Genomic DNA, 12,970 nt, shown 5'->3' with positions numbered 1-12,970 from the left:
AAATGCCAAAACACGTTATAGATCCAAATCAGTGGATAAATCTATATTCCGATTATCTCTTTAATTACACCATCACACGTGTAAATGATAGAGAGATTGCAAAAGATTTAGTGCAAGATACCTTTGTAGCTGGTTTAAAATCTATGAAGAATTTTAAAGGAGAAGCAAGTGAGAGAACTTGGCTCATTTCTATTTTGAAACGAAAGATTATTGATTACTACCGTAAAATTAATTCTAATAAAGGTAAAGCTGAAGTTAGAATGAGCTACAGTGGTGATGAAAGTGAAGGTGATTGGTTAGAAGAACGCGTTGCTGATCCTTTTGATAAAACGGCCGAAGATACCATCGAAAACACAGAATTAGGTCTAGCTATTGATAACTGTTTAGGAAAATTACCTGAAAAGCAAGCTCAAGTTTTCGAGATGAAAACAATTTTAAATTATGAAACTGAAGCCATTTGTAATGAATTAGACATTACTGCGTCTAACCTATGGGTAATCATCCATAGAGCTAGAACAGCCATGGCTGCTTGCCTAGAAAAAAATTGGTTTTAAATTATGAGTAACAAAATTATAATCCCTTGTGAAGAAGCTAATCATGTATGTGATAAAACACAATACAAAGAGGCTACATTGTGGGAAAAAATAAAATTAAATATACATTTACTGTATTGTAAAGCGTGTCGAAAATACACAAAAAACAACACTAAATTAACAAAGCTGGTTACAAAGAAGCCAGTAACCTTAGATGCATCCTCAAAAGAGGGCCTTAAATCTGCTTTTGAAAAGGAATTAGCGAAGCATCAATAGTAACACCAACCACCAGATGGGTAAACTCTCTACCCAAAATGCACTATAATATTTATTCTGATTTTCTCTCGCAAAGAGTACCATCACTAAAGTAACAATGGTAATTATGATATGAATTAAAAGCCGGTCTTGATTCATTTCATCTTTAAAAAATTCTAGGATAAAAAATAAAATTAGCAATACAAATCCTAATAATTTCGTTTTTAAAATTCCTATACGCTGTGGTATTGTAGACAGTTTTAAGCTATCATATACTAGATCTCGAATTTCAAAAGGCAACATCAAGGCGATGACAAATAAAAATCGCTGTATGGTAGTTATGATCACATCATATGATATGGGATATTCATTGTTTAGTAGTGGTAAAAAAACGGTCACGCCTGCCCATACTAAAGCGATAATATAAATTTTTAACCCACTTATACTTCGCAAATTTTGCTGTTTATCTAAAAAAATCTTCTTTGGAACTAAAGGGATAGCATATAAAAATGTCATAACTCCAAATAGGCTTACATATATCAATGTTTGCTTTTCAAGTTTAAAGACATAATATACTAGTGCAATAAAGCTAAATAATGAAAAAACTTGTATGGCTTTTAGCCAACCTGCCAGACTACGATGATGAAATTTTGCTAGTCCAAAATACTTAATAAAGTTATATCCTGTAACGGTCGAAAAAAATATAAAATAAAGTATATGTTCATCATAGGCAATATCAAATTGTAACAAGGTTAGCCAAGACAGTGCATATACTGCTAAAGCCACATGAATACTACTATTAATATAAAAATCCAATATGGTTTTCAAAACACGCATACTACAAAAATAGTCAAACTGTTAATAACCAATTCAAATGGTTGAAAAGTTTCATTTTCGTTAACAATTATAGGGTATTATTTGCTTAATTTTGCAAAAATAAAAACACAACTCAAACGTCATTAATGAATACAACAGATTTTTCACTACGTCACATTGGTCCGAGAGATGAGGATCAAAAGCAAATGTTACAAACCATTGGTGTAGATTCTACAGAACAATTGATCTATGAAACTATTCCTGATGGTATTCGTTTAAAGTCAGATTTAGATCTTGATGCTCCAATGAGCGAACAAGAGTATTTATTGCATATCTACGACCTTTCAAAGAAGAATAAAGTATTCAAAACATATATAGGTTTAGGATATCACCCAACAATTTTACCTGCCGTAATTCAGAGAAATATTTTAGAAAACCCAGGTTGGTATACGGCTTATACGCCTTATCAAGCTGAAATTGCTCAAGGTCGTTTAGAAGCTTTATTAAATTTCCAAACCATGGTTACAGACCTTACTGGCATGGAAATCGCTAATGCATCTCTTTTAGATGAAAGTACTGCAGCAGCCGAAGCGATGAGCTTATTATTTGCTGTTCGTGAACGTGATCAGAAAAAAGCTGATATCAATAAGTTTTTTGTTTCTGAAAATATACTACCTCAAACACTTTCGCTGTTGCAAACAAGAGCAAATCCTATCGGAATTGAATTAGTAATAGGCAACGAAGATACGTTTGATTTTTCCGAAGATTTCTTTGGTGCTATTTTACAATATCCAGGAAAACACGGACAAGTAACAGATATTAAGTCATTCATTAAAAATGCAAATGCAGCACGAATTAAGGTTGCTGTCGCTGCAGACATTATGAGTTTGATTAAATTAGAAGCTCCTGGGAAGTTTGGTGCAGATGTTGTGGTTGGTACCACACAACGTTTTGGAATTCCAATGGGCTATGGCGGTCCTCATGCTGCATACTTTGCAACAAAGGAAGCATATAAACGTGATATTCCTGGTCGTATCATTGGTGTAACTAAAGATGCAAATGGTAATAGAGCCCTACGTATGGCGCTTCAAACTCGTGAACAACATATAAAACGTGCTAAAGCCACATCAAATATTTGTACTGCTCAGGTTTTACTAGCAGTTATGGCAGGAATGTACACCGTATATCATGGGCCGAAAGGATTAGAATTCATCGCTAGCGATATTCATAACAAAGCGGTAACCCTATCCAATACTTTAAAAGCATTAGGTTTTGAACAAATCAACACTAACTTCTTTGATACATTACATCTAAAAGCAGATGCCAAAACGATCAAGGCAGAAGCAGAAAGCAATAATATTAACTTCTACTATCCTAGCGACGATGAAGTTGTATTATCTATAAATGAACCAACAACCTTAGCCGAATTAAATGCTATCGTTTCTGTGTTTGCAAAAAGCGTCAATAAAGATGCTATCGATATTAGCAGTATTACTGAAGGAAATGAAATTAATGATGCTCTAAAACGTCAAACAGAATTTTTACAAGAACCTGTTTTTAATACGCATCATTCTGAAACTGAATTGATGCGTTATATTAAATCTTTAGAGCGTAAAGATTTGGCATTAAATCACTCTATGATTTCATTGGGTTCCTGTACAATGAAACTTAATGCTGCCTCAGAAATGCTACCCTTAAGTTGGTTTAAATGGGGTAAAATTCACCCATTTGTTCCAGTAGAACAAGCTAATGGTTATCATACAGTTCTAAAAGAACTTGAAGACCAATTGACCGAAATTACAGGTTTTGCAGGTACATCTCTTCAACCAAACTCTGGAGCTCAAGGAGAATTTGCCGGACTTATGGTGATTAAAGCTTACCATGAATCTCGTGGTGATCACCATAGAAATATTTGTATTATTCCATCATCTGCTCACGGAACAAATCCAGCAAGTGCAGTTATGGCTGGAATGAAGGTTGTTGTCACAAAATCTACTGAGGAAGGAAATATTGATGTCGAAGATCTACGTGAGAAAGCAGAGTTACATAAAGACAATCTATCTGCATTAATGGTAACTTACCCGTCGACACACGGCGTGTATGAATCTGCAATAAAAGAGATCACACAAATTATTCATGATAATGGTGGTCAAGTTTATATGGATGGTGCAAATATGAATGCGCAAGTAGGATTAACCAATCCTGGAAACATAGGTGCCGATGTTTGTCATCTTAATTTACATAAAACGTTTGCCATTCCTCATGGAGGTGGTGGACCAGGTGTTGGACCAATATGCGTAGCAAAACAGTTGGTACCATTCCTTCCTGGAAATCCATTAATAAAAACAGGAGGAGACAAAGCGATTACTGCAATTTCGAGTGCTCCTTTTGGATCATCTTTAGCATGTCTCATCTCATATGGTTACATTAAAATGTTAGGGGCCTCTGGATTAAAAAGATCAACAGAAATGGCTATTCTAAATGCCAACTACATTAAAAAGCGTCTTGAAGGTGCTTATGAAACCTTATATTCTGGAGAACGTGGACGCGCAGCACATGAAATGATTATCGATTGTCGACCGTTTAAAGCACATGGTATCGAAGTGGTTGATATTGCTAAACGTTTGATGGATTATGGTTTTCATGCGCCAACCGTATCTTTTCCTGTTGCTGGCACAATGATGATAGAACCTACTGAAAGCGAAAGTAAACAAGAAATGGATCGTTTCTGTGATGCAATGATTTCAATCAAGCATGAGATTGATGTCATTACAAAAGAAAATGATAATAATGTATTAAAGAATGCACCTCACACCATGGATATGATCACCAGTGATGAGTGGCTTTTACCGTATACACGTCAACAAGCTGCATTTCCTTTAGACTATGTTAGAGATAACAAGTTTTGGCCAAGTGTACGTCGTGTTGATGATGCTTACGGAGATCGAAATTTAATTTGTACTTGTGCTCCTATTGAAGAATATATGGAAGTCTAGTCAAAACTTAATTTAAATTTAAAAGCGTGCCAAAAAGAGGTGCGCTTTTTTAATTATAGGCAATTAACACTCGATTTTTTAAGAATTTGATAAAAATCTTAACTTATTTAACTAAGATTGTCTCAAGACATTTAGAATTAACTACATTAGTAAATCGTAATGTTCAAAAATTACAACATATGTCAATAAAAATAACAGGAAGTGGAAGTTACATCCCAAATGAAGTAGAAAAAAATGAAGATTTTCATCAACATAAATTTTTAAATATTGATGGAAGTCATATCGAGCATCCAAATGAAATCATTGTAGACAAGTTCAAAGCTATTACTGGTATTGTTGAACGACGTTATGCCGATCCGCAACTCACCTCATCAGATTTAGGATTCTTGGCTGCGCAAAAAGCCATAGAAGATGCAAATATTAACGCAGAAGAATTAGATTATATCATTTGTGCTCACAATTTTGGTGACGTAAAATCGAATACTGTTCAATCTGATATTTTACCTTGTTTAGCTTCCAGAGTCAAACACAGCTTACGTATAAAAAATCCTAAATGTGTGGCTTACGATATTCTTTTTGGTTGCCCAGGTTGGGTAGAAGGTGTAATTCAGGCACAAGCATTTATAAAAGCTGGTATGGCTAAAAAATGCCTCGTTATTGGTAGTGAAACGCTATCACGTGTTGTCGATAAACACGATAGGGATTCAATGATTTACAGTGATGGAGCTGGAGCTACAGTTGTAGAAGCCTCTGATGATGAAGAAGGCGGGATTTTAGCACATGAGACAGCGTCATATACCTACGATGAAGCCTATTATTTGTACTTCGGAAATTCTAACAATCAAGACCTATGTCGTGATACGAGATATATTAAAATGCATGGTCGTAAGATCTATGAATTTGCATTGAATAATGTTCCTAATGCCATGAAATCTTGTCTTGACCAAAGTGGTGTAGATATAAAAGATGTTAAAAAGATATTGATACATCAAGCCAATGAAAAAATGGATGAAGCCATTATCAAACGCTTTTATAGATTGTACAAAACACAAGCGCCAGAAGGTGTGATGCCAATGAGTATTCATAAGCTTGGTAATAGTTCTGTTGCTACAGTACCTACACTTTTTGATTTAATTCGTAACAATAAAATTAAAAATCAATCCCTTAATAAAGGTGATGTTATTATATTTGCTAGCGTTGGTGCAGGAATGCACATTAATGCCATTGTATACAAATATTAATAATGTACGAAAAAACGTTTCCCAATAAACGGTTTAAACATACAGTTGAGTTTTTAAAAAGTCATATTGACAATTCCGAATCTATTTTAGATTTAGGTGTTGAAAATCCATTGTCAGATATTTTAAAATCAAACGGGTTTTCTGTTGAAAACACTTCAGGAATAGATTTAGACTTTGACACTTCGGAAATAGAAAATTCAAAAGCAAATGTCGTTACCGCTTTTGAAATTTTTGAGCACCTCCTCTCTCCTTTCACTGTTTTAAGATCAATCAAAGCAGATAAGCTAGTAGCTAGTATTCCACTAAAATTATGGTTTGCTTCAGCTTATAGAAGTAAAACAGATATGCGAGATCGACATTACCATGAGTTTGAAGATTGGCAATTTGATTGGTTACTGGAAAAAGCAGGTTGGAAAATTATTGCTACTGAAAAATGGACAAATCCAACAAAAAAGATTGGAATACGTCCATTATTACGTTGGTTTACACCAAGATATTATATTGTTTATGCCGAACGAATAAAATAATGAACTTCTATATTGTCATTCCAGCTCATAATGAAGAAGATTCTATAGCTCAAACTTTAGACTCTCTAACTTCTCAAACACTTTCTGCAAAACGTATTGTAGTCGTCAATGATAATTCTACAGATCGCACACAACAAATTATCGAAGCTTACGCTGAAGTACATTCTAATATATCTCTAGTCAATACGGTTTCCACAGATGAGCATTTACCAGGTTCTAAGATCATTAATGCTTTTTACAAAGGTTATAACACACTAGATGAACAATATGACGTGATTTGTAAGTTTGATGCCGATCTTATTTTCCCTGAGAATTATTTAGAACAACTGGCAGAGCATTTCAATCAAAATAAAACTTTAGGAATGGCAGCAGGTTTCTGCTATATTGAAAAAAATAGTAATTGGGTATTAGAAAATCTCACACGTAAAGACCATATTCGCGGTGCATTGAAAGCCTATCGAAAACAGTGTTTTCTAGATATTGACAAACTCAAACCGTCTATGGGTTGGGATACTGTTGATGAGCTTCTAGCTAAATACCATAATTGGGAATTGTTAACTGACGAATCTCTGCATGTTAAACATCTTAAACCTACAGGAATTAGTTACAACAAGGCTTCAAAATATTTGCAAGGTGAAGCTATGTACAAAATGCGTTATGGTTTTATAATTACTCTCATTTCAGCATTAAAATTAGCTTCAAAAAAGAAAAGTTTTAAACTATTTAAAGACTATATGTCTGGATATTTTAGAGCGAAACGTACCAATACACAGTATTTGGTAACTAAAGAACAAGGCCAATTTATTCGAGCTTTACGTTGGAAAGGTATATTGAGAAAACTGAAGTTGTTTAATTAAAACTCCAATCTTTATAGCTACTTGATGCTTCTAGCTTATTTTCAGTAGCATCATCAAGTTCTGGAAAGAAATCAATTCCTGTAAGTTGTTCTACTTCATCTACAGACACTACAAATTTATAAAGTGGTTCATTAGAGTTTTTATGAGGCATTAAAAATGCAATAATCTTTGTTTTACCCGTATTATTATCGATGAGGACTTTATAAAACTGATTGGGTACACTAACTTCCTCTTCTCCTATTGTTTTCATCTTTCCTTTTAAAACACCTCCAGTAACCACAAAAACCCCATCATATTTTCTTGCCCAATAACGCACTTTTTGCTCAAGCGTATTCCATATTCCGGAATTGAAACTATGTTCTTGCGGACTAATATTACTCGTTAAAAAGGTCTCATCATGTGCAACCTGACTATACTTTCTATCTCCTGCAGGACATAAATGCCCACGATCATAACCAGATTTCTTATAATTTCGCCAATGGGCTGCACCAGTTTTTACGGTGTTATCAATTTCAAAATAAGGGCGTTTAAAATTGGTATTAGATAAGTGCGATTTCTTTAATTCGTAAGCTACCCATTCGGCTTGTTCATGAGGTTCACTGTATGATAAAGAATAACCATCATGATGCACAATTTGTCCTGTGGTGCTTGTAGGTAAAAAGTATTCGTTGGTATCAGTTTTAACTGTTTGACCTTGTTTAATTATTTCGGCAGAAGCTTCTTCTTTTAAAAAATGCTCATACCCATAAATACCAACAATTATTAAAACTGCTATAATTGAATAAATCGTTTTTTTATTCATTTACAACTCGTTTAGTAAGTCTTTGGCTTTTTCATAATTAAAAAGCGACTCAGAAATAATGCGATTTAAAATGGCCTTTGACTCCTCCTTTTTATCTTGCTTCAAATACAGTAAAGCCTTATACCAATAGCCTTTTTCAGAATCAATTAAACCACTCCCAATAAGTGTATTAAAAGTTTGCTCTGCATGATTATATTGTTGTAACTCAATTTGAGATAAGCCTTGATATATATAAATGGAACCTTTATTGTTTGATGCTTCTAGGTTTGATTGAAATAGTTCTAAAGCATCCTTATAGTTCTTATTTTTAAATAATTCTTCGGCTTCAGCTAATCTATTTTGTGCTGCATTATTTCTACTAACAAAAGAAGGTAAATTAGAGTAATCTGAATAGTTCGCATACAATTCATCATAACTTAAATTTGAATTCAAGACAAAAGGAATGGTTAGAAGCAGTAACAATGAGGCTGCAATTGCAATATATACATAAGACTTCTTTATACGCCTTACAGGAGTATTAGAAGCTTTCATTTTCTCAAAAAAAAATTTCGCTTGTTGCCCTTCTTCACTATTGAGATAACCCTCCATAGTTTTTAAATCTTCAGAATCTTTATTTTGAGCAAACAGCCAATTGTCATCACCATAAACAACCTCCATCTGTTTGGCAATGTCAAGATATTCTTGTAATTTAGAATTAGTCTCTAACTCTTTCTCAAAAACTAGTAATTCTTCTTTAGAAAGCTTGCCCTTAAGATAGTCTTCAATTTGCTGTATTTGATTCTCAGTTAGACTCATATTTCTTTTAGCTGTAGATACTTCATATCAGATTTAATTAATTCTACTAGCTTGGTTTTACATTTAAAAACCCTTTGCCTTACAACATTCTCAGAATTATATCCAAGTCGTTCAGCTATATCTTTATAAGACATTTTACTAAAAACTTGTTTTAATACCTGCTGACAATTATCAGAGATCAATTTAAGCTTTTCTTGAAAAAATTCCCAACGCTCTTGTTCAAGAACACTTAAAGCTAAGTCTCGTTCTTCAGTTATATGTTCAATAACCTGATCATTTGTTACCTCTCTTTTCTTTTTATTTAATTCTCTGCGCCATAAGTTTTTACAGGACACAAATAAAAAGGCTTCAAAAGATGAATTTATAGAAAAGGGTCTGGTTTTTGCCCGAACCATGATTTGCATTAAAGCTTTTTGAAAAATATCATCAGCATCTGTACGTTGACCTCTATTGTTTGAAATAAAACTCAAGACTTGACGAAACGAATTTTTATAAATTTCTCTAACAATACGCTCATTATTATTAACGAGTCCGTTTAAGAAATAATGAGGGTCTTTCATCTGTTTTTATTGTCGCTTGAATATTTTTATTTTTTTATGGGTAACAAATATATATATTTATGAACAGATGGGGAAAACAACAAATATTATGAAAACAAACACATTTAAATTACTCACCGTTTTAGCTTTAATGCTATCGATGAGTTGTTCTGTTGACCAACTTCAAACAGATTATGAAGAATCAGTTCTTGAAGAAAAGTTAAAGACAGAAACCTATTCAAAAAAATCTCACAACGAAAACTCAAATCAAGAACGGACATCTGATCCAATTCCTTTGAACAACCCAAACTTGATTGTATTAAATGAAATTCCTTTTGGTACTCACACCTATACAATGTATTTAGATATGTCCTTGTTAGAGGCAAATTATGTAGGTAGTTTTGTTGGCCCATTTAATATTCATTACAGAAATGAAATGATGAACAATTTTACAATTTTTTCAGTTGAATATGCGTCAAACCCAGATTGTGGAAATATTGAAAGATGGATAGTAGATGTACATGAGTTTAATGCCTATATATCTAGTATAGGACACCAAGACGGTGTAATACCAGGACACGACCATACTGGTAATTCTGATGGAGGAAGTACTAGTAACTCAACTGGAACTGGTGTTACTGATGTTAATGGTAAGAAAAAAGATCCACCACCACCAGACCCAGATAATACAGTTATTGATCCAGATGATCCAGACATTAGTGTAGATTATGCTTATTGCTTTTCAACCGAAATTATAGATTAAAAATTCAAAGGGTAGTGTAAAAGCTACCCTTTTGCCTTTTATTAACCTAATAATTATTACCACAAATTGAAAAACTCAATATTAATCGGATTATTTCTAATCACATCCATTAGAATTTTTTCACAGGATATTTCGCAAACTTTTAAAGATATCTCTTCAAGTAAAGTTGACAAACTTGAAAAAGAACAAAAGTTTGACTCTCTACTTAATGCTCATAAAAAAAATGAGAATTTAGATCTGTTATTTTTAGAAACATATGAATTAGCAAAGTGGTATCGCAAACAAGGTAATCTCTCAAAAGCTATTGAACTCAACAAAGAGAATTTACAGCAAATGGATTCTCTTAATTATAACAAAACAACATTATACAGAAGAAACTTATACAGTCTTGGATTTTACGAAAGAAAAACATATGATTTAGAAAACGCTCTAAAAACATACAATAGACTACTTCAATATGAAACTCCAGATAAATATGCAATTCAAGGAGCATTTCAAATGGCTGAAATTTATTTTACTATAGGGCAATATCATAATTCAAAAGATCATTACGAACTCAGTAAAACTATCGCTAAACGACTAAATTTTAATGATTATTACGTAAGAAGTGCTATAGGGATAGGTCAAGCATGTAAACGAATAAATACACCTAATAGCTTAAAGTATGGTGTAGATGTATTATCTAGTGCAACAGAGTTTGTAAATATTACCAATGCAGACGAAGAGTCTTCCAACGATGTAAGTAAAAAATATATACATACATTATATAATCAATTAGGCAATATTTATATAGATAGGTTTGATTATGATTTTTCTAATGGAAAAATCAATTTAGATAAAGCTTTATCTATAGCAATGGAATTAGAAAATGATTATTTATTAGGAAAAACTTATAATGATATTGGTGTTCTATATTTAAAGTCTGAAAGTGAAGATGCTGAGCTTTATTTTAATAAAGCTTTGAGTTATTATTTGGATACCGCCACTGAAGTTATGATTCATAGAAACCTTAGTATTCATTATCTGTTTTTTGAAAATTATAGTAAAGCTCTGACAAATGCTCAAACAGCTATCTCTAAATTAGTTGACTTAGACACGTCTAACATTAAAAATCTTCCAACTAAACAAGATTTGTCAAATTCAAAAATGAAATTTCAGTTGATTGCTGGACTTAGCGATAAGGCAAATGTTTGGTTAAAATTAGCTGAAAAAGAATCTAGTAAGACTGACTATCTAAAAGAAGCATTAAAAACTTTAGAGTTAGCACATTATTTGGTAGAACAAGCCAGGTTAGAAAGTCAAGAATATAAGTCAAAATTATTTTGGAGAAAAACGGCTACTGAAATTTATATGTCTGCTGTAAAAGCCAGCTATTTATCAAAAGATTATGAAAGAGCCTTCTATTTTATTGAAAAAAATAAGTCCTTTTTATTATTAGAAGATGTAATGTTAAAGGTGTCGAGAAATAACTCTAATATTTCTGAAAAAATAATCAATCAAGAAATGGCTTTTAAAAATGAAATTGCTAAGCTAGAAGAGCTTTCAGTTTCTAAAAAAACAGATTCTGTTCAAAGTCTTTTACTATTAGCCAAAAATGACTATAATGAGTTTATAAATTCTCTTGATTCGGAAACCAAATTTTATTTCAAAACTCATAAAGCAGCCAATGTTATAAATTTAGAAGCATTCAAATCGGAATATATCGACGACAATAATGCATATCTAGAATACATTCTTGATGATGAAGAAGGTTATGGCTTACTAATATCGAAAACCATTACTAAACTATTCAAAATTGAAGATTTTGATGCATTAAAGGATTTAGCGCTTACATATAGGAGATTATTAGAAACACCATTTGATAATCAAGAAGCCATTGACTCATTTAAAACGGTCTCGTATACGATGTATTCCACATTATTTCCTAAGGAAATTCACCCATTTATAAATGATAAAAAGTTAACGATTGTTCCTGATTATTATTTGCAAAATATTCCTTTTGAATCACTTCTTACCTCAACAGATGAAAACAGTTATCTTATATTTCAAAATGAAATAAACTATGCATATTCGCTTACATTTTTGAGTGAAAATGATAAAATTAATAGAGTAAACAAATACAACCTCACAGGTTTTGCTCCAGTTGAATTTACATCTAACCTTTCAACGCTTTCCTATTCTGAGGAAGAATTAAAATCTATTGATCGTATAATTTCTTCTAAGCTATATCTTAGAAAAAATGCATTAAAAGAAACTTTTTTAAATAAAAATCATAATTCTAAAATCATACATATTGCCTCTCATGCTAATGCTAATGATAGTATCAGCCCATGGATTTCTTTTTATAACTCAAAAGTAGATTTAAATGATCTTTATCATTTAAATAATACTCCAGACTTAGTTGTATTAAGTGCTTGCAACACTTCTTTAGGTGAGTTATATAAAGGTGAAGGTGTTATGAGTTTATCTCGCGGTTTCTTTAATACAGGATCGCATAGCGTACTACCAACACTTTGGGAGGTTAACGATAAGGCATCTACCCAATTGCTAAATTCATTTTATGAAAACTTAAAAGAAGGTCAAAATAAATCTTTAGCACTTCATAACGCAAAATTGAAGTACCTAGAGAATAATTCTTTAAGTCAAGCTTCACCATACTATTGGTCTTCGTTTATTCTAATTGGCGATGCTAGCGACATCGAATTTAATAATGATTTCGATACTATTTACTATTTTATTTTTGCTATTATTTCATTGATAATCATCACTTTATTCTTCCGAAGAAAAAAAAAAACACAACTAATTAGGGTAACATATTAAATGTCTTTGGAACAGTAGGTAAATAC

Annotated in this window: 12 protein-coding genes; 8 read left to right on the top strand and 4 right to left on the bottom strand. The window is 32.4% G+C overall.

The features are described from left to right. The first annotated feature begins 2 nt into the window (after window positions 1-2). Complete coding sequence (locus KWG70_RS14680) at window positions 3-554, top strand: sigma-70 family RNA polymerase sigma factor (protein WP_230936802.1); 552 nt, start codon at window positions 3-5, stop codon at window positions 552-554. Window positions 555-557: 3 nt separating this feature from the next. Continuing rightward, window positions 558-809 (top strand): glycine dehydrogenase, encoded by a 252-nt coding sequence (locus KWG70_RS14675; RefSeq protein ID WP_230936801.1) that lies wholly within the window; start codon window positions 558-560, stop codon window positions 807-809. On the opposite strand, the gene KWG70_RS14670 is transcribed toward KWG70_RS14675, so the two are convergent. Further along, a complete protein-coding gene (locus KWG70_RS14670) occupies window positions 792-1,625 on the bottom strand; it encodes a UbiA prenyltransferase family protein (RefSeq protein ID WP_230936800.1) in 834 nt (277 codons plus the stop codon). The genes KWG70_RS14675 and KWG70_RS14670 overlap by 18 nt on opposite strands. Window positions 1,626-1,750: 125 nt before the next feature. On the opposite strand from KWG70_RS14670, the gene gcvP reads away from it, so the two are divergent. From gcvP to KWG70_RS14650, 4 genes are all read left to right on the top strand, one after another. Next, window positions 1,751-4,600, top strand: a complete 2,850-nt coding sequence (gcvP, locus tag KWG70_RS14665; protein ID WP_230936799.1) for an aminomethyl-transferring glycine dehydrogenase — start codon at window positions 1,751-1,753, stop codon at window positions 4,598-4,600. Between the two features lie 179 nt (window positions 4,601-4,779). Next, the gene (locus KWG70_RS14660) at window positions 4,780-5,841 is read left to right on the top strand and encodes a 3-oxoacyl-ACP synthase III family protein (RefSeq protein WP_230936798.1); all 1,062 of its coding nucleotides are present in this window, start codon (window positions 4,780-4,782) and stop codon (window positions 5,839-5,841) included. Between the two features lie 2 nt (window positions 5,842-5,843). Beyond that, the gene (locus KWG70_RS14655) at window positions 5,844-6,368 is read left to right on the top strand and encodes a methyltransferase domain-containing protein (RefSeq protein ID WP_230936797.1); all 525 of its coding nucleotides are present in this window, start codon (window positions 5,844-5,846) and stop codon (window positions 6,366-6,368) included. Next, the gene (locus KWG70_RS14650) at window positions 6,368-7,225 is read left to right on the top strand and encodes a glycosyltransferase family 2 protein (RefSeq protein ID WP_230936796.1); all 858 of its coding nucleotides are present in this window, start codon (window positions 6,368-6,370) and stop codon (window positions 7,223-7,225) included. The genes KWG70_RS14655 and KWG70_RS14650 overlap by 1 nt, the downstream gene beginning before the upstream one ends. Here the strand turns inward: KWG70_RS14650 and KWG70_RS14645 are convergent. Genes KWG70_RS14645 through KWG70_RS14635 form a run of 3 tightly spaced genes read right to left on the bottom strand, consistent with a single transcriptional unit; the run spans window position 7,218 to window position 9,382 of the window. After that, window positions 7,218-8,027 carry a DNA/RNA non-specific endonuclease gene (locus KWG70_RS14645; protein ID WP_230936795.1) on the bottom strand — a complete coding sequence of 270 codons (810 nt, stop codon included), beginning with the start codon at window positions 8,025-8,027 and terminating at the stop codon, window positions 7,218-7,220. The genes KWG70_RS14650 and KWG70_RS14645 overlap by 8 nt on opposite strands. Next, on the bottom strand, window positions 8,028-8,822 hold the full coding sequence (locus KWG70_RS14640; RefSeq protein ID WP_230936794.1) for a CDC27 family protein: 795 nt from the start codon (window positions 8,820-8,822) through the stop codon (window positions 8,028-8,030). Next, window positions 8,819-9,382, bottom strand: a complete 564-nt coding sequence (locus KWG70_RS14635) for an RNA polymerase sigma factor (protein WP_230936793.1) — start codon at window positions 9,380-9,382, stop codon at window positions 8,819-8,821. The genes KWG70_RS14640 and KWG70_RS14635 overlap by 4 nt, the downstream gene beginning before the upstream one ends. A gap of 88 nt (window positions 9,383-9,470) precedes the next feature. Between KWG70_RS14635 and KWG70_RS14630 the strand changes: the two genes are divergently transcribed. Continuing rightward, entirely contained in the window at window positions 9,471-10,124 is a 654-nt protein-coding gene (locus tag KWG70_RS14630) for a hypothetical protein (protein ID WP_230936792.1), read from the top strand. 66 nt (window positions 10,125-10,190) lie between these two features. Beyond that, window positions 10,191-12,944 (top strand): CHAT domain-containing protein, encoded by a 2,754-nt coding sequence (locus tag KWG70_RS14625; RefSeq protein ID WP_230936791.1) that lies wholly within the window; start codon window positions 10,191-10,193, stop codon window positions 12,942-12,944. Window positions 12,945-12,970 lie beyond the last annotated feature (26 nt).

This window comes from Psychroserpens luteolus (genome assembly GCF_021032705.1).
GTDB classification, from domain to species: domain Bacteria; phylum Bacteroidota; class Bacteroidia; order Flavobacteriales; family Flavobacteriaceae; genus Psychroserpens; species Psychroserpens luteolus.
The sequence above is the reverse complement of the archived record's forward strand: the minus strand, read 5'-3'. Positions and strand labels throughout refer to the sequence as shown.